Source organism: Kluyvera sichuanensis, assembly GCF_014218705.1.
Classification (GTDB): domain Bacteria; phylum Pseudomonadota; class Gammaproteobacteria; order Enterobacterales; family Enterobacteriaceae; genus Kluyvera; species Kluyvera sichuanensis.
Map to the genome: position 1 here is coordinate 93,431 of NZ_JABBJF010000011.1, position 16,860 is coordinate 110,290.

The 16,860-nt window shown below is 55.9% G+C and carries 15 protein-coding genes and 1 riboswitch; of the genes, 9 read left to right on the forward strand and 6 right to left on the reverse strand.

The window, feature by feature from the left end:
- Window positions 1–176: 176 nt before the first annotated feature.
- Both HII27_RS13685 and HII27_RS13690 read left to right on the forward strand, forming a co-directional pair.
- On the forward strand, window positions 177–857 hold the full coding sequence (locus HII27_RS13685) for a DUF1190 family protein (protein WP_185668391.1): 681 nt from the start codon (window positions 177–179) through the stop codon (window positions 855–857).
- A 5-nt stretch (window positions 858–862) separates the two neighbouring features.
- Window positions 863–2,023, forward strand: coding sequence for a glutathionylspermidine synthase family protein (locus HII27_RS13690; RefSeq protein WP_185668419.1), 1,161 nt, complete (start codon window positions 863–865; stop codon window positions 2,021–2,023).
- A gap of 3 nt (window positions 2,024–2,026) precedes the next feature.
- Here HII27_RS13690 and ygiD read toward each other — a convergent pair whose 3' ends face one another.
- Entirely contained in the window at window positions 2,027–2,815 is a 789-nt protein-coding gene (ygiD, locus tag HII27_RS13695; RefSeq protein WP_185668392.1) for a 4,5-DOPA-extradiol-dioxygenase, read from the reverse strand.
- Between the two features lie 195 nt (window positions 2,816–3,010).
- On the opposite strand from ygiD, the gene zupT reads away from it, so the two are divergent.
- Window positions 3,011–3,784 carry a zinc transporter ZupT gene (zupT, locus tag HII27_RS13700; protein WP_185668393.1) on the forward strand — a complete coding sequence of 258 codons (774 nt, stop codon included), beginning with the start codon at window positions 3,011–3,013 and terminating at the stop codon, window positions 3,782–3,784.
- 63 nt (window positions 3,785–3,847) lie between these two features.
- Here zupT and ribB read toward each other — a convergent pair whose 3' ends face one another.
- The gene (gene ribB, locus HII27_RS13705) at window positions 3,848–4,501 is read right to left on the reverse strand and encodes a 3,4-dihydroxy-2-butanone-4-phosphate synthase (RefSeq protein ID WP_185668394.1); all 654 of its coding nucleotides are present in this window, start codon (window positions 4,499–4,501) and stop codon (window positions 3,848–3,850) included.
- 107 nt (window positions 4,502–4,608) lie between these two features.
- A riboswitch (FMN riboswitch) is annotated at window positions 4,609–4,758 on the reverse strand.
- Window positions 4,759–4,879: 121 nt separating this feature from the next.
- Here ribB and ubiK point away from each other — a divergent pair.
- The 4 genes from ubiK (at window position 4,880) to HII27_RS13725 (ending at window position 8,026) form a co-directional block, all read left to right on the forward strand.
- Complete coding sequence (gene ubiK, locus HII27_RS13710) at window positions 4,880–5,161, forward strand: ubiquinone biosynthesis accessory factor UbiK (RefSeq protein WP_185668395.1); 282 nt, start codon at window positions 4,880–4,882, stop codon at window positions 5,159–5,161.
- Window positions 5,162–5,403: 242 nt separating this feature from the next.
- The gene (locus HII27_RS13715; RefSeq protein WP_185668396.1) at window positions 5,404–6,033 is read left to right on the forward strand and encodes an OB-fold-containig protein; all 630 of its coding nucleotides are present in this window, start codon (window positions 5,404–5,406) and stop codon (window positions 6,031–6,033) included.
- 29 nt (window positions 6,034–6,062) lie between these two features.
- Complete coding sequence (locus tag HII27_RS13720; protein ID WP_185668397.1) at window positions 6,063–7,724, forward strand: flotillin family protein; 1,662 nt, start codon at window positions 6,063–6,065, stop codon at window positions 7,722–7,724.
- A gap of 242 nt (window positions 7,725–7,966) precedes the next feature.
- Entirely contained in the window at window positions 7,967–8,026 is a 60-nt protein-coding gene (locus HII27_RS13725; protein WP_185668420.1) for a type I toxin-antitoxin system Ibs family toxin, read from the forward strand.
- Between the two features lie 121 nt (window positions 8,027–8,147).
- On the opposite strand, the gene hldE is transcribed toward HII27_RS13725, so the two are convergent.
- Genes hldE through HII27_RS13740 form a run of 3 tightly spaced genes read right to left on the reverse strand, consistent with a single transcriptional unit; the run spans window position 8,148 to window position 13,795 of the window.
- On the reverse strand, window positions 8,148–9,584 hold the full coding sequence (hldE, locus tag HII27_RS13730) for a bifunctional D-glycero-beta-D-manno-heptose-7-phosphate kinase/D-glycero-beta-D-manno-heptose 1-phosphate adenylyltransferase HldE (RefSeq protein WP_185668398.1): 1,437 nt from the start codon (window positions 9,582–9,584) through the stop codon (window positions 8,148–8,150).
- 47 nt (window positions 9,585–9,631) lie between these two features.
- Window positions 9,632–12,472 carry a bifunctional [glutamate--ammonia ligase]-adenylyl-L-tyrosine phosphorylase/[glutamate--ammonia-ligase] adenylyltransferase gene (gene glnE, locus HII27_RS13735; RefSeq protein WP_185668399.1) on the reverse strand — a complete coding sequence of 947 codons (2,841 nt, stop codon included), beginning with the start codon at window positions 12,470–12,472 and terminating at the stop codon, window positions 9,632–9,634.
- Between the two features lie 21 nt (window positions 12,473–12,493).
- Window positions 12,494–13,795 carry a CYTH domain-containing protein gene (locus HII27_RS13740; protein ID WP_185668400.1) on the reverse strand — a complete coding sequence of 434 codons (1,302 nt, stop codon included), beginning with the start codon at window positions 13,793–13,795 and terminating at the stop codon, window positions 12,494–12,496.
- Between the two features lie 234 nt (window positions 13,796–14,029).
- Between HII27_RS13740 and HII27_RS13745 the strand changes: the two genes are divergently transcribed.
- Both HII27_RS13745 and HII27_RS13750 read left to right on the forward strand, forming a co-directional pair.
- Complete coding sequence (locus HII27_RS13745; protein WP_185668401.1) at window positions 14,030–14,650, forward strand: TIGR04211 family SH3 domain-containing protein; 621 nt, start codon at window positions 14,030–14,032, stop codon at window positions 14,648–14,650.
- Window positions 14,651–14,718: 68 nt separating this feature from the next.
- Window positions 14,719–15,960, forward strand: a complete 1,242-nt coding sequence (locus HII27_RS13750; RefSeq protein WP_185668402.1) for a multifunctional CCA addition/repair protein — start codon at window positions 14,719–14,721, stop codon at window positions 15,958–15,960.
- 10 nt (window positions 15,961–15,970) lie between these two features.
- Here the strand turns inward: HII27_RS13750 and bacA are convergent, their stop codons facing one another.
- On the reverse strand, window positions 15,971–16,792 hold the full coding sequence (gene bacA / locus HII27_RS13755; RefSeq protein ID WP_035893692.1) for an undecaprenyl-diphosphate phosphatase: 822 nt from the start codon (window positions 16,790–16,792) through the stop codon (window positions 15,971–15,973).
- Between the last annotated feature and the right edge of the window lie 68 nt (window positions 16,793–16,860).

A 16,860-nucleotide genomic window follows, 5' to 3' on the forward strand; every position in this document is an offset into this window, starting at 1 on the left:
TCTCGCCGTACTGAAAAGGGTCCGCTTTATGCGGGCCCTTTTTTCATTCTCTTGCGCTAACGTAAGGCAACGTAAAGATCCGCCGCTTTACGCCCTTCTTCGCTTCATTTTCAACCACTCATCCACTATCCTGAGCGTTATTGCAATACCACTCTACTGGGTCCAGGAAGAACACAATGAAACGGACGAACAATATTCAACACGCCGCCTTTCGTAAAAGCTGGGGCGCGCGTCACCTCACGCCGGTCGCATTAGCTGTTACTGCGGTATTCATGCTGGCAGGCTGTGAAAAAACTGACGAAACCGTCACGCTCTATCAGAACGCGGACGACTGCTCTGCAGCGAATCCGGGCAAAAGCGCCGAGTGTAAAACCACCTTCGATAACGCGCTGAAAGAAGCCGAACGTACCGCGCCGAAGTACGCCAGCCGTGAAGACTGCGTAGCTGAATTTGGCGAAGGCCAGTGCCAGCAGGCACCGGCGCAGGCCGGTATGGCACCTGCCAGCGGTGAAAACCAGGCGCAAGCGCAAAGCAGCGGCAGTTTCTGGATGCCGCTGATGGCGGGCTACATGATGGGCCGTATGATGAGCGGCGGCATGGGTGGCTACCAGCAGCAGCCGGTCTTCACCTCGAAGAACCCATCCAGCCCGGCCTACGGTAAATACACCGATGCCGGCGGTAAAAACTACGGCGCAGCGCAGCCGGGCCGTTCGATGAACGTACCGAAAACCGCGATGGCACCAAAACCGGCAACCACCAGCACCGTGACTCGCGGCGGCTTCGGTGAGTCCGTGGCGAAACAGTCCACCATGCAGCGTAGCGCATCGGGCACCACCACCCGTTCAATGGGCGGCTGATGACCATGGAAAGAATCAGCATTACTGAGCGCCCGGACTGGCGTGAAAAGGCAACGGAGTACGGCTTCAACTTTCACACCATGTACGGCGAGCCGTACTGGAGTGAAGAGGCCTACTACAAGCTGACGTTGGCGCAGGTTGAAAAGCTGGAAGAGGTTACCGCTGAACTGCATCAGCTGTGTCTGAAAGTGGTTGAACGTGTCATCGCCAGCGATGAGCTGATGGCGAAGTTCCGCATTCCAAAGCACACCTGGACCTTTGTGCGCCAGTCATGGCAAACGCAGCAGCCGTCGCTCTACTCGCGCCTCGATCTGGCGTGGGACGGCACCGGTGAACCGAAGCTGCTGGAAAATAACGCCGATACCCCAACGTCACTGTTCGAAGCGGCGTTCTTCCAGTGGATCTGGCTCGAAGATCAGATCAACGCAGGCAACCTGCCGGAAGGCAGCGATCAGTTCAACAGCCTGCAGGAAAAGATCATCGAGCGCTTCAACGTGCTGCGCGAACAACACGGCTTCCAGTTGTTGCATCTGACCTGCTGCCAGGACACCGTCGAAGATCGCGGTACCGTGCAGTATCTGCAGGACTGCGCCGCTGAAGCTGGCGTAGCGACCGAGTTCCTCTATATTGATGAGATCGGTCTGGGTGAGAAAGGCCAGTTTACCGATCTGCAGGATCAGGTAATCAGCAACCTGTTCAAACTCTATCCGTGGGAATACATGCTGCGCGAGATGTTCTCCACCAAGCTCGAAGATGCTGGCGTGCGCTGGCTGGAACCGGCCTGGAAGAGCATCATCTCTAACAAAGCGCTGCTGCCGCTGCTGTGGGAGATGTTCCCGAATCACCCGAACCTGCTGCCAGCCTACTTTGCCGAAGATGATCACCCAGAGATGGACAAATTCGTGGTGAAGCCGATCTTCTCCCGCGAAGGTGCCAACATTTCGATCGTCGAGAACGGTAAAACCATCGAGCAGGTGGAAGGGCCGTACGGCGAAGAAGGGATGATCGTGCAGCAGTTCCATCCGCTGCCGAAGTTTGGTGATAGCTACATGTTGATTGGCAGTTGGCTGATTAACGACGAGCCTGCCGGGATTGGCATTCGTGAGGACAGAGCGCTGATCACTCAGGATCTGTCACGCTTCTATCCCCACATTTTCGTCGAATAATCGTTAACCGATTAGCACCGACAGCATACTCAAGGAGCCCATTTCGATACCGTCTACCGGGATCGTGATGGGCTCTTCGCCATCCCAGGCACCCAGCACATAAAGCAGCGGCAGGAAGTGATCCGCCGTTGGGTTCGACAGCGAACCGCCCTCATGCGCCAGATAGTTCACCAGCGGATGCTGTTCAACCGGCCCTTTCCAGCTTAGATTAGCCTTCACATAATCGTTAAACGACGTGGCCCACGGGTAAGGCGTTGAATCGCCGTGCCATTTCGCCGTACGCAGGTTGTGCACCACGTTACCGCTCGCCACCAGCATAATGCCTTCATCGCGCAGGCTTGCCAGCTTACGACCGATCTCAAAGTGCCATGCCGCTGGCTTGGTACTGTCGATGCTCAACTGCACCATCGGGATGTCCGCATTCGGGTACATCTTAATCAGCACGCCCCAGGAGCCATGGTCAAAGCCCCAGGCTTCTTTATCAAGCGTGACCGGAACCGGAGCCAGCAGTTCAACCAACTGTTGCGCCAGCGCCGGGGAGCCCGGAGCCGGGTAATGGGTATCGTACAGCGCCTGCGGGAAGCCGCCGAAATCATGGATCGTTTTCGGGGTTTCCATCGCCGTCACGCCCGTGCCGCGAGTGAACCAGTGCGCGGACACCACCACAATAGCTTTTGGGCGTGGCAACGTTTCACCCAGATGCCGCCAGGTACGGGTATAGAGGTTATCTTCCAGTACGTTCATCGGGCTACCGTGACCTAAAAACAGTGCTGGCATTCGGCTACGAGACATGATGTTATCCTTCCAGAGGGCATAATTTAATAACACCACATTAACCCGTTTTGAGTGAGGATAAACTCAGATAAGCGTGATGATGATCTTCAGAAAATTTGAATGTAAGGATGAAGTAAAGAATAGCGTCGCCTCTCGCCACGGCTGACGATTTTCAATATCATGAATGATAATCATTATCATAAGGAGTAAGCGATGTCGGTACCGCTGATTCTGACATTACTGGCAGGGGCTGCCACCTTTATCGGCGCCATACTCGGGGTGATCGGGCAAAAGCCGTCCAACCGTGTACTCGCCTTCTCGCTCGGCTTCGCCGCCGGCATTATGCTGCTGATCTCATTAATGGAGATGCTGCCCGCCGCGCTCGGCACGCCGGGAATGTCGCCAGTGCTGGGTTACGGGATGTTTGTCGTCGGCCTCATTGGTTATTTTGCACTCGATCACATCCTGCCGCATGCGCATCCGCAGGATCTGATGCAGAAAAACACCCAGCCGCTGCCGCGCAACATTCGCCGCACCGCCGTGCTGTTAACCCTTGGCATCAGCCTGCACAACTTCCCGGAAGGTATTGCCACCTTCGTCACCGCCAGCAACAACCTTGAGCTGGGCTTCGGCATTGCGCTCGCCGTGGCGCTGCACAATATTCCTGAAGGGCTGGCGGTTGCCGGGCCGGTCTACGCCGCCACGGGCTCAAAGCGCAAAGCGGTGTTCTGGGCGGGAATTTCGGGCATGGCGGAAATATTGGGCGGCGTGCTGGCGTGGGCAATTCTTGGCAGCATGGTGTCGCCGGTGCTGATGGCCTCGATTATGGCAGCGGTCGCCGGGATTATGGTCGCCCTTTCCGTCGATGAACTGATGCCGCTGGCCAAAGAGATTGACCCTAACAACAACCCCAGCTACGGCGTGCTGTGCGGCATGTCGGTCATGGGGATGAGCCTGGTGGTGTTACAGTCGATGGGCATTGGCTAACGTCAGGCAATAAAAAAGCCCGGTGCATATCGCAAACCGGGCTTCATCACGTAGGCCGCTAGATTAGCTGGCTTTACGCTCGTGCTCACGACGGTAGGCTACCAGATCTTCGATGGTCACCAGCGCCATGTTATGTTTCTTCGCAAACTCGATGCACTCTGGCGCGCGCGCCATGGTACCGTCGTCGTTGGTCAGTTCACACAGCACGCCTGCTGGTTTGAAGCCTGCCAGCGTCACCAGATCGATAGTCGCTTCGGTGTGACCGCCACGGGTCAGCACGCCACCCGCCTGCGCGCGCAGTGGGAAAACGTGGCCAGGACGGTTCAGATCGGAAGGTTTCGCGTTGTCGGCAATCGCCGCGCGAACGGTGGTCAGACGGTCAGCGGCAGAAACGCCGGTGGTCACGCCATGAGCCGCTTCGATAGTGACGGTAAAGCCGGTGCCGTAAGCGCTGGTGTTGTTTTCTACCATCATTGGCAGTTCCAGCTGTTTACGACGTTCGTCGGTGAGACACAGACAAACGATGCCGCTACCGTGACGGATAGTCAGCGCCATTTGTTCAACGGTCATGTTTTCGGCGGCAAAGATCATGTCGCCTTCGTTCTCGCGATCTTCGTCGTCCAACACCATCGCACCGCGACCTTCGCGCAGAGCAACAAGCGCGTTTTCAACGCGTTCGAACGGAGTACCAAAAGAGGAAAGTAGCGTCTGATTCATGGTAAAAAAACCTCATTAATATTATGGTTACCAGAATCAGGGCAGTCTTAGGAGTGCCGATATAACGGCAAATAGATAACGCGAGCGGGTGCTTAACCCAACTGAATCGTTACTCTCTCCCATCCGGACTCTAACCGTCGGCCCCGGAATTACACCGGATCTGCTGACCTTCCCATGTTCATAGGAAGCGCTCGCGGGCTTTCAGCCGTAGCTGATTTACCGCCGGTGGGGAATTTCGCCCCGCCCTGAGAATAAGCGTACTTACTATAACGCCAATGACTATCTTCGGCAATGCATAAGCTTCGAACAATTCTGGTTTATCGCACCGGGATAAGACACTACAATAGCCTTCATGCCGACAGAATCAGGGAACAAGAGATGATCGACCCGAAAAAAATTGAACAAATCGCCCGCCAGGTCCACGAGTCTATGCCGAAAGGTCTGCGTGAGTTCGGTGATGATATTGAGAAGAAAGTTCGCCAGGTGATCCAGTCGCAGCTGACGCGCCTTGATGTGGTCAGCCGTGAAGAGTTTGACGTGCAGACTCAGGTTCTGCTGCGTACGCGTGAGAAGCTGGCGCTGCTGGAACAGCGGATTAGCGAGCTGGAAAACCGCCAGTCCGTTGAAAATGTCAGCCCCGCTCCGGTAGAGCCAAAGTAAAACTAAAGCGGGCCGTACGGCCCGTTTACACATTTCCTGATTTCAGTATGCTCCGGAAAGCACTATGGAGCTGTGTATAATGCACATTCCCCTCTCACCACGCACGTACTTCCCCACGAAATCTGAGGGGGAAAAATCCCTTTCCGGATTAAACGATCCGGCCAGAATATGCTATCGTGACACGCTATAAGAACAAGAGAAAAACCATCGCCCAGGGAAATCTATTGCAGGGGGAATGAAGCATGATTTTATTAACGGAATATAATAGTCCCTACCTGTTTGCACTAACATTTGTTCTTCTTATCGGCGTACTTGAAATAATCTCATTGGCCTTTGGCCATTATCTCTCTGGCGCACTCGATGCCCATCTCGATAATTATGATGCTTTGTCATCTGGTAATATCGGACAGGTGATTCATTTTCTGAATATTGGGCGTATTCCGTTATTAGTTGTGCTCTGTTTATTGGCCGGTTTTTTCGGGCTCTTCGGCATCCTTTTCCAGCATGGCTGGGTCATGCTCCTGGGAGCGCCCCTCAGCAACCTACTACTCACCCCAGCATGTTTTATTATTTCACTCTTCGCCGTGCATTACAGCGGAAAAATCATTGCTCCGTGGCTCCCCCGCGATGAAAGCTCCGCCCTCGCTGAGGATGATTATATCGGCTACATGGCGATAATTACCGGGCATTCCGCGATTGCCGGCACACCCTGCGAGGGCAAATTTACCGATAAATTCGGACAAACTCATTACCTATTGTTAGAACCTGAAAAAGGATACGCGTTTAAAAAAGGAGACAAGGTACTGATTCTCGACCGACTTTCCGCAACGCGTTATTTGGCCGAACGTAATCCCTGGCCGAATATTTTGTAATTGTATTTTGACCTTAAGAGACCGACATAATGGATGATATTTTTGGCATGCTACCTTCATGGATGTTTACCGCCGTTGTCGCGGTTGTCGTCTTATTGATTATCGGGATTATTTTTGCCCGTCTTTATCGTCGCGCCTCCGCAGAGCAAGCATTTGTGCGAACCGGGCTTGGCGGACAGAAAGTGGTGATGAGCGGCGGCGCAATTGTTATGCCAATCTTCCACGAAATTATTCCCATCAACATGAATACCCTCAAACTTGAGGTTAGTCGTTCTACCGTCGACAGTCTGATCACCAAAGATCGTATGCGAGTTGATGTGGTTGTTGCCTTTTTCGTCCGCGTTAAACCGTCGGTTGAAGGCATTGCCACTGCCGCACAAACGCTGGGTCAGCGCACGCTGTCTCCGGAAGATTTACGCGTGTTGATCGAAGATAAGTTCGTTGATGCCTTACGCGCCACGGCCTCGCAGATGACAATGCATGAGCTGCAGGATACCCGTGAAAACTTCGTTCAGGGTGTGCAGAATACCGTCGCGGAAGATCTGTCAAAAAATGGCCTGGAGCTGGAGAGCGTCTCGTTAACCAACTTTAACCAGACGGAAAAAGTGCATTTCAACCCGAACAACGCCTTTGACGCCGAAGGTCTGACAAAGCTGACTCAGGAAACAGAGCGTCGTCGTCGCGAACGTAACGAAGTCGAGCAGGACGTGGAAGTTGCGGTAAGAGAGAAAAACCGCGATGCGCTATCGCGCAAGCTGGAAATCGAACAACAGGAAGCCTTTATGACGCTTGAGCAGGAACAGCAGGTGAAAACCCGCACTGCCGAGCAGAACGCCAAAATTGCCGCCTTTGAAGCTGAGCGCCATCGCGAAGCGGAACAGACGCGTATTCTTGCCGAACGCCAGATCCAGGAAACGGAAATTGAGCGCGAGCAGGCCGTTCGTTCGAGAAAAGTTGAGGCCGAGCGTGAAGTTCGGATTAAAGAGATCGAACAGCAGCAGGTAACGGAAATTGCTAATCAGACGAAATCCATCGCCATCGCCGCGAAATCCGAACAGCAGTCTCAGGCAGAAGCACGCGCCAACGATGCGCTAGCCGAGGCGGTTCGCGCTCAGCAGAATGTAGAAACCACCCGTCAGACGGCAGAAGCGGATCGCGCCAAACAGGTTGCGCTGATTGCCGCCGCACAGGATGCTGAAACAAAGGCAGTTGAACTGACCGTACAAGCAAAAGCCGAGAAGGAAGCTGCGGAATTGCAGGCGGCGGCAATTGTCGAACTGGCGGAGGCGACGCGTAAAAAAGGGCTGGCGGAAGCCGAAGCACAGCGCGCGCTGAACGACGCTATCAACGTACTTTCCAACGAACAAACCAGCCTCAAATTCAAGCTGGCGTTATTGCAGTCTCTGCCTGCCGTCATTGAGAAGTCCGTTGAGCCAATGAAGTCTATCGACGGCATTAAGATCATTCAGGTTGATGGCCTGAATCGCGGCGGCGCGGTGGGTGAAGTCACCGCAGGCAATGGCGTAAGCGGTGGCAACCTGGCAGAGCAGGCGCTGTCTGCCGCCCTCTCTTATCGTACCCAGGCACCGCTGATCGATTCGCTGTTAAACGAGATCGGCCTGTCCGGCGGTTCGCTTAATAATCTGACCACACCGTTAAATTCACCGACTGCGCACGAAAAAGAAGCCTAGTCGCGTCCTCGCAAAGCCGTTACACACCTCATCCCTGGCCCTAAAAGCCGGGGATTTTTTATCCCAGACGCGCCCTTTCAGCGCCACAGATTCGCTGTTTTTGCGCGGACGCTTCAGTAATAAAAAAATAGAGAGGGGCAACTCTTGTACCAGTCAGGACGTTCGCGAACAATCGCGCTGTCAGCAAGGAGCTGAAACGGGAAAGCCCCTCCCGAAGAAGGGGCTTTAATAAGGAAAGGGTTATGATGAAGCTCGTCATCATACTGGTTGTGCTGTTACTGATAAGTTTCCCAGCTTACTAACAGTCAATCAGAGGGGGGAGAAATCCCCTCTCACCCTTATTCCTTTACTTTAGGTCGAAAAAACAGCAGCGTCAACCACGAGGAGCGCGGAAAAACGGAATGTTCGATGCGCCTCCCGCATTCACGATTTATCGCTGTCCTGCTGAATCTTCTTGATAATATTGGTGGTAGAACAACCATCTTCAAAGTTCAGCACCAGCACTTCACCACCGTTCGCCCACACTTCTTCGCTACCGGCAATTTGCTCTGGCTTATAGTCACCGCCTTTGACCAGACGATCCGGCAGGATCCCGGCAATCAGGCGCTGTGGTGTATCTTCTTCAAACGACACCACCCAGTCGACGGACTCCAGCGCGCCCAGCACGATCATGCGCTGATCCAACGGGTTAACCGGGCGGGTTTCGCCTTTCAGGCGCTTGGTTGACGCATCGCTGTTCACCGCGACGATCAGACGATCCCCCAGCTTGCGTGCATTCGCCAGATAGGAGACGTGCCCCGCGTGCAGAATGTCGAACACGCCGTTGGTCATCACCACTTTCTCACCGCGACGACGGGCAGCGGCAACCGCCTGCTTCAGCTCTTCTTCGCTCATCACACCAAAACCGGTATCCGCGCGACCGCGCACGGCGTTTTCCAGTTCGATAGGTGAAACGGTAGACGTACCCAGTTTACCCACCACCACGCCCGCCGCGGCGTTGGCAAAGAAGCACGCCTCTTCCAGGGTTTTGCCGGAAGCCAGCGTCGCCGCCAGCACGCCGATAACGGTATCGCCCGCACCGGTCACATCGTACACTTCCTGCGCCTGCGTCGGCTGATGCAGCGGCGCTTTGCCCGGCTGCAGCAGCGTCATGCCCTGCTCGGAGCGTGTCACCAGCAGCGCGGAGAGATCGTAATCAGCAATCAGCTTCATGCCACGTTCAACGATTTCGGTTTCGTCTTTGCACTTACCGACTACGGCTTCAAATTCAGAAAGGTTTGGCGTCAGCAACGTTGCGCCGCGATAGCGTTCGAAGTTGGTGCCTTTCGGGTCGATCAGCACCGGCACGTTCGCTTTGCGCGCGAGCTGGATCATCTGCTGTACGCTTTCCAGCGCCCCTTTGGCGTAGTCGGAGAGCACCAGCGCGCCAACGCTCGGCAGACCGCTTTGAATACGATCGTGCAGCGGCTGTGGATCCACGCCGGCAAAGCCTTCTTCAAAGTCCAAACGGATCAGCTGCTGGTTGCGCGACAGCACGCGCAGCTTGGTGATGGTTGGGTGCGTCGGTACCGAAACGAAATCACACTTCACGTTAACGTCGGCCAGCGCTTTATTCAGCGCGCGCGCCGCATCATCAATGCCGGTCAAACCAACAAGACGCGAACCCGCCCCCAGGGACGCAATATTCATCGCCACGTTTGCCGCGCCGCCAGGACGTTCTTCGATAGTTTCCACCTTCACCACGGGAACCGGGGCTTCCGGGGAAATACGGCTGGTTGGGCCATACCAATAGCGATCCAGCATGACGTCGCCAACCACCATCACTCCTGCGCGTTCAAATTCCGGCAGCGTTACTTTCATTCTTGTCTCCTGGGAGAATCAAAATTTTGGCGCGATAATAGCACATTTCACGGTTGAACCAGCCACTTCTGCCAGCTGGCGCTGACCAGTTCACGTTCCCGAACGAAGCTTGATAAATCGACATTTCCCGGCAACTCCTGAAGCGCCAGGTGATGTAACGCATCGCGCAACGTGGTGTAGGCGCGGGTGAGCGCCTGTGCTTCGTGCTCGTCCATAATGTCGTTTTGCGCCAGTAGTTCGAGAATACGCACGTTATCCGACCAGCGGGTCAGCTTCGGCTTCTCGTGGGCGTAGCGCAGCACCAGATACTGGGTAATAAACTCAATATCGGTGATCCCACCCGCGTCGGTTTTGATATCAAAACGATCGCGCTGTTTTCCGCCGAGATGAGCACGCATTTTTTCACGCATCTCACGCACTTCGGTTTGCAGCGCGCTGCCTTCCCGCGCGGTAGTCAGGATCTGTCGGCGAATGTCGTCAAACTGCTGCTGCAGCTGCGGGTCACCGTAAACCACGCGGGCGCGCACCAGCGCCTGATGCTCCCAGGTCCACGCTTCGTTTTGCTGATAATCAGCAAATGATTCGGCGGTGGTCACCAGCATACCCGCCGCACCGGACGGACGCAGACGCGCATCAACTTCATACAAAATCCCGGACGAAGTTCGGGTGCTGAACAGGTGCATAATGCGCTGCGCCAGACGCAGATAGAACTGACGGCCGTCGATTTCTCGTTCGCCGTCGGTCATCGCATCCATTGGGCAATCATGCAAGAACACCAGATCCAGATCCGAACTGTAGCCCAGTTCCCAGCCGCCAAGCTTGCCGTAGCCAATGACCGCAAAACCGCGACCATGGCGCTCTCGCAGGTGCGTTGGCTGGCCATAGCGCGCCACCATCTGCACCCACGCCTGCTGGACAACGGCATCGATCATCGCTTCTGCAAGCCAGGTTAAGTGGTCACTGACCTTCATCACCGGCAACGTACCAGCAATATCAGCGGCAGCAATGTGCAGCAGTTGCGCCTGCTTAAACTGGCGCAAGGCTTCCAACTGCTGCTCCTCATCCTCTTCCGGCACACGCAGCAGATATTGACGCAGCTCGTCACGATAGGCATCGGTCGCCGTCGGCTGGTAAAGCGTGTTGGGGTCGAGCAGCTCATCCAGCAGCAGCGGGTAGCGCGCCAGTTGGCTTGCCACCATCGGTGAAGCTGCGCACAGGCGGATAAGATGCTTTAGGGTGCCGGGATATTCGCTTAATAATTCGAGGTAGGTAGTACGCGTGACAATGCCGCTCAGCAACGGGGTAATGCGCGTGAGCAGCACCGTGGCATCTTCACGCGAGCACACTTCGCTCAGCAGATGCGGCATCAGCGAGTCCAGTACCTGGCGCCCGCGCGGGCCAATGGTGCGTTTATCCAGCTCTTTGCGGAAATCGGCAATCTGCGACAACACGCGATGGCGGTCATCGCTGCTGAGGTGTACCAGCCCCGACGGAGAATCATCTTCCTGCAGGGTGTCCTGCCACAGCTCGCGCCAGGATTCCGAAAGTTGCTCTTCCTGCGACGGCTCTTCATCGTCGCCGATCAGTTCGTTAAAGACGCGGCGGACTTCGGCCATCAGCGCATCCAGACGCGCGGTCATCGTGGCCCAGTCGGCAAAATGCATCCCCCACGCCAGACGGGCGCGGTTGAGGTCGTCGCCGGGCAGCGTCTGCGTCTGTTCGTCGTTGATACTTTGCAGCAGGTTTTCGAGGCGACGTAAAAACAGATACGCTTCACGCAGCGCCTGCGCGTCGGTTTCCGATAGCAGATTCAGGGTTTCAATGGCTTTAAGGGTTGGCAGCAGTGAGCGGCTTTGCAGCATCGGCTCTCGCCCGCCGCGGATTAGTTGAAAGACCTGGACGATAAACTCGATTTCGCGAATCCCGCCCGCACCGAGCTTGATGTTGTCCTTCAGGCCACGGCGACGCACTTCGCGGGTGATCATCCCTTTCATATTACGCAGAGACTGGATCACGCTGAAGTCGATATAGCGGCGGAAGACGAACGGTCGCAGCATCGCCCGCAACTCGCTGGTGTATACGCCATCGTCATCGCCCATGATCCGCGCTTTGACCATCGCATAGCGCTCCCAGTCGCGCCCCTGTTCCTGGTAATAATCTTCCAGCGCCGCAAAGCTCAGCACCAATGGGCCGCTGTCACCAAACGGCCGTAAGCGCATATCAACGCGGTAGACGAAGCCATCCTGCGTCGGCTGGTCCAGCACCTTAATCAGACGCTGACCGAGACGGGTAAAGAACTGCGCGTTATCGAGTTCACGACGGCCGCCCTGGGTGCAGCCATGTTCTGGCCAGGCAAAGATCAGGTCGATATCGGAGGAGAAATTAAGCTCTCCGCCGCCCAGCTTGCCCATCCCGAGGATCAGCAGCGGCTGCGGTACGCCTTCGGCACTGCACGGTGTACCCCAATCGCGGCAGCAGGCCTCGTAGAGCCAGTTGCGCGCGTTGACGATCAGCGTTTCTGCCAGGTGGCTTAGCTGCTGTAGCGTATCTTCTTCAGATACCTGCGACAGCGCCTGCGCCCAGGCAATCCGCACCATCACCCGGCGGCGGAATAGCCGCAGGGCGCGCATTAGCGCCGTTTCATCATAGACTTCTGCCAGCTCCGCCTGGAGCCAACCCGCATATTGCCGCCACTCATCCGCCTGCGGCGGGTCGCTTTCCAGCGACGCCAGCCACTCAGGATGCGCCGTTAAACTTTGCTGAACAAAATCACTAAAGGTGAAAACAGCCTGTGCTTCACTACCGAGCGCCTCGAGAGGAAAATCCTCCGGGGCACGCTCAACGAGCGTTTGCCAGTGCTGCTGTAACTGCGAAGAAAGCGGCGTCATACGCGGGTTCCCTGAAGTTAATTAACGTTTTCCGCTGTGTAGCCAGAACGGCTCAACCGACAGAGCTTCATTGCGGAAATGTTCAATTTCAATGTGCTGGCGGGTTTCGATAGCGTGGCGCAGCCCCTGCCAATTCGCCAGCCAGCGATCGGCCTGCTCGGTATCGTAATAGCCGGCCAGCAGCTGAACGGTATTAATATCACGCTTCAGGCGCGGCAGTTGATCTGCGTAGGCGTCGCCCAGCGGGTAGGCAAAGACGGTGCGCAGTTCTGCGGCCTGACGAGACAGATGAATATCGGCAAAGCGTTTAAAGGAGTCCGCCAGTTTGGCCTCTGCTTTGGCATCGAGGAACGCCTCCCAGCCGCGCAGCACCAGCCATTCGGTATAGGCAAGCTTCGTCAGCGCGGTTTCACGGCTGAACACCGCATCGTGTGCGGACGCATCGCTCGCCATCAGCGCATCAACCTGGGTCAGGCCATCTCGCAGCGCGGCGCTCGCCTTACGCGGCACAATGCCGCCGAACAGCGTCAGGATATGGCGAACCAGACCTTGGGCATTTAGCACTTCAACTTTTGCCTTTTTGTTGCCGCGCAGCCACAGCTCCTCGTGGTACTGCCAGTGGGCAAGCGCTTCTTCCAGCGCCGCTTCCAGCGCCTGGCCTACCGTCGCTTTCGGCGGCAGTGAGAGAATGGTCAGCGGTTTGATAACGCGGTCTTCATTGCCCTGCGCGAGATGATATCCGCGCGCAGCTTTGCTCAGGCTGCCCTGGCGCAGCAGGCCGGTTTCCGCCAACTGTTTCGCCAGCGTCAGCACGTCAGCGGTTTCACCGCTCAGCAGTTCAAGCTCCAGCTCGCAGATGGCTTCCTGATGCTCACCGGCCTTGACGTCGCCGAGATCCAGCGCGACCTCAATGCGGCTTTTCCCCTGCGCTATCACCCACTTCTCGCGGAAGAAGTCGGTGCTGAACAGCGGCTGAACCTGCTCCGCCGGCCCTTGCGGCATCTCGCCGTTCGGCCAGACTTCCGCAGGCAGTTTGTCAAGCGCCAGTTCAGGCGTGCTGATATCAATATTGTATTCAGGACGTTGATGCAAACCGCCCACGGTGCGCCCGGCGATTTTCATCGTCATCTCATAGCGACCGTTATCGCCCCGAATACGCAGCCCCATATCGTGGCGACGCAGCCAGTTATCGGCGGTTTCATAATAGATATTCAGCAGTTGAGCCGGTGGTGTGTGCTCGGCGTTGAGGGTCTGAAGGTGGTTACGCAGCGTCTCGACGCCAGCGTTATCGACGATAAATTTTAATTCGATTTCTTGAGCCATGATTGAATTCTTGTGGTTTCGTTGCCCGGAAATACCTTTGCGGCGAACTTACAGGTATTCTTTTTGTCAGTAGATAGTATTTTGCGACAAATTGCCATGCAATGCGCAATTTGTCGGGCTAATCGCTGATGGCGTTTTTTCCTCCTGGAGGATTCTGATTGCCGCAGAATGCTTTGCGTCGTCAGACTGTTGCCACTACTATCGTTCCACTTTTATGACAAAAACGATGATCTGATGCCAAAATTACGCTTAATTGCCATTACTTTACTGACACTTACCGCTTCAACCATTGCTCATGCTGATGAAAAGCGCTACGTTTCCGACGAATTGAACACCTGGGTCCGCAGCGGCCCGGGCGATAACTACCGTCTGGCAGGCTCCCTGAACGCGGGCGAAGAAGTCACCCTGCTGCAGACTAATGACACGACCCAGTACGGCCAGGTACGCGACAGCAACGGCCGCACCGCGTGGATCCCGCTGAAAGAACTGACCGCCACGCCAAGCCTGCGTATTCGCGTGCCGGATCTGGAAAATCAGGTCAAAACCCTGACCGACAAGCTCAATAATATCGACACCACCTGGAACCAGCGCACCGCAGAAATGCAGAAAAAGGTCGCTGAGAGCGATAGCGTGATTAATGGTTTAAAAAATGAAAACCAGAAGCTGAAAAATGAGCTTATCGTCGCGCAGAAAAAAGTGAATGCCGCCAACCTGCAGCTGGATGACAAGCAGCGCACCATCATTATGCAGTGGTTTATGTACGGCGGCGGCGTGCTGGGTGTTGGCCTGCTCCTCGGTCTGGTGCTGCCACACATCATTCCAAGCCGTAAGCGTAAAGATCGCTGGATGAACTAACCCTGATTCGCGTTCTCTGTGCTTCTTTCGTATCATCATCAAAGATAAGAGACGAGGAGAAGCGTGGCGTGAAGAGTTATCTGGTCGGTGGTGCAGTTCGGGACGGGTTGTTAGGGCTACCGGTCAAAGATAAAGATTGGGTGGTGGTCGGCGCCACGCCGCAGCAAATGCTCGACGCGGGCTACCAGCAGGTAGGCCGCGATTTTCCTGTTTTCCTGCACCCTGAAAGCCACGAAGAGTATGCGCTGGCCCGAACCGAGCGCAAATCAGGCTCGGGCTATACCGGTTTTACCTGCTATGCCGCCCCGGACGTCACGCTGGAGCAGGATTTGCTGCGCCGTGATTTAACCGTCAACGCCCTGGCTCAGGATGCCGACGGTACTATTATTGACCCTTACGGCGGTCAGGCCGACCTTCAACAGCGCATTCTGCGCCACGTCTCCCCTGCTTTCGGTGAAGACCCGCTGCGCGTGCTGCGCGTGGCGCGCTTTGCCGCGCGCTATGCCCATCTGAGCTTCCGTATTGCCGATGAAACGATGGCGCTGATGCGTGAGATGACCAACGCCGGTGAACTGGCGCATCTCACGGCGGAGCGCGTGTGGAAAGAGACGGAAAACGCGCTCGGCACCCGCAATCCTCAGGTTTTCTTCCAGACGCTGCGCGACTGCGGCGCGCTGAAAGTCCTGTTCCCGGAAATTGATGCGCTGTACGGCGTCCCGGCGCCGGAAAAGTGGCACCCGGAAATTGATACCGGCGTCCATACGCTAATGACGGTGACCATGGCGGCAATGCTGAGCCCGGAGATTGATGTGCGCTTTGCAACGCTGTGCCACGATTTAGGTAAAGGCTTAACGCCAAAGGAGTTCTGGCCTCGCCATCACGGCCACGGCCCGGCGGGCGTGAAGCTGGTTGAACAGCTTTGCCAGCGCCTGAAGGTACCAAATGAAATGCGCGACCTGGCGAAGCTGGTTGCCGAGTTCCACGACCTCATCCATACCCTGCCGATCCTGCAGCCCAAAACCCTGGTGAAGCTGTTTGACTCCATCGATGCCTGGCGCAAGCCGCAGCGGGTAGAGCAGATTGCGCTAACCAGCGAAGCGGATGTGCGCGGTCGCACCCACTTCGAAGCCTGCGACTATCCGCAGGGCCGTCTGCTGCGTGAAGCCTGGCAGGTGGCGAAAGCGGTGGGCAACAAAGAGGTTATCGACGATGGCTTTAAAGGGCCGGAGATTCGTGAAGAGCTGACGCGTCGGCGAATTCAGGCGGTTGCGAACTGGAAGGAAAAACGTTGCCCTCAGCCCAAAGACTGAGGGCAGTTCATCAGAAGAAGACCACGTAGACAGCGGCGGCCACGATGAAGCGGTAGATAGCGAACGGAATAAACGAAATTCGTTTCACCAGCTGCAGGAAGGTTTTGATAGCCACCAGGGCGACCAGGAAAGCCATCACGAAGCCCACCGCGAACATCGGAATATCGGCAGCGGTCAGGAAGTGCCAGCTCTTATAGAGATCCAGCACCGTCGCGCCCATCATCATTGGCACCGCCAGCAGGAACGAGAACTCAGAGGCCGCGTAGCGGCTCACGCCCATCAGCATACCACCAGAAATCGTCGCCCCGGAGCGGGAGAAGCCCGGCCACAGCGCCAGACACTGGAAGCAGCCAATCGCGAAGGCCTGACGATAGCTCATATCATCAATGCCCACCGCGCTAGGCTTTTTCGGCTTCAGCAACTCGGCTGCAATTAACAGCAGGCCGCCCACAATCAGGGCGTACATCACGTTAACCGGGTTGAACAGCGATTTGATTTTATCGTGCAGCACCAGTCCCAGCACCACGGCGGGGATCATGCCAAGCAGAATATGAATTAGCGATAAACGCCCGGAGCCTTCACCTTCGTGAACCGGTGGACGCCCAAAGTTGATGCCAATCAGCCCAAACAGGCGACGCCAGAACATCACCACCACGGCCAGAATCGAGCCCAACTGGATAACCACTTCAAAAGTGTCCGCAGTCTCACCTTCAAACCCCAGCAGGTGGCCCACGATAATCATATGACCGGTACTGGATACGGGCAGAAACTCCGTCAATCCTTCGACCACACCCAAAATTGCCGCGACCAGCAGCGAGTGTATATCGCTCATTAATAAACCCTTAAAAAGTAAACAATAAAATAAACCCGGCTCTAAGACCGGTATAAATCATTTTGGTT

Bases quoted from the DNA above. Each gene is read 5' to 3' on its own strand.
- bacA (WP_035893692.1), bottom strand. From the start codon at position 16,792: ATGAGCGATATACACTCGCTGCTGGTCGCGGCAATTTTGGGTGTGGTC.
- HII27_RS13715 (WP_185668396.1), top strand. From the start codon at position 5,404: ATGATTTTATTAACGGAATATAATAGTCCCTACCTGTTTGCACTAACA.
- ubiK (WP_185668395.1), top strand. From the start codon at position 4,880: ATGATCGACCCGAAAAAAATTGAACAAATCGCCCGCCAGGTCCACGAG.
- glnE (WP_185668399.1), bottom strand. From the start codon at position 12,472: ATGACGCCGCTTTCTTCGCAGTTACAGCAGCACTGGCAAACGCTCGTT.
- HII27_RS13690 (WP_185668419.1), top strand. From the start codon at position 863: ATGGAAAGAATCAGCATTACTGAGCGCCCGGACTGGCGTGAAAAGGCA.
- ygiD (WP_185668392.1), bottom strand. From the start codon at position 2,815: ATGTCTCGTAGCCGAATGCCAGCACTGTTTTTAGGTCACGGTAGCCCG.
- zupT (WP_185668393.1), top strand. From the start codon at position 3,011: ATGTCGGTACCGCTGATTCTGACATTACTGGCAGGGGCTGCCACCTTT.
- HII27_RS13745 (WP_185668401.1), top strand. From the start codon at position 14,030: ATGCCAAAATTACGCTTAATTGCCATTACTTTACTGACACTTACCGCT.
- hldE (WP_185668398.1), bottom strand. From the start codon at position 9,584: ATGAAAGTAACGCTGCCGGAATTTGAACGCGCAGGAGTGATGGTGGTT.
- HII27_RS13685 (WP_185668391.1), top strand. From the start codon at position 177: ATGAAACGGACGAACAATATTCAACACGCCGCCTTTCGTAAAAGCTGG.
- HII27_RS13720 (WP_185668397.1), top strand. From the start codon at position 6,063: ATGGATGATATTTTTGGCATGCTACCTTCATGGATGTTTACCGCCGTT.
- ribB (WP_185668394.1), bottom strand. From the start codon at position 4,501: ATGAATCAGACGCTACTTTCCTCTTTTGGTACTCCGTTCGAACGCGTT.
- HII27_RS13740 (WP_185668400.1), bottom strand. From the start codon at position 13,795: ATGGCTCAAGAAATCGAATTAAAATTTATCGTCGATAACGCTGGCGTC.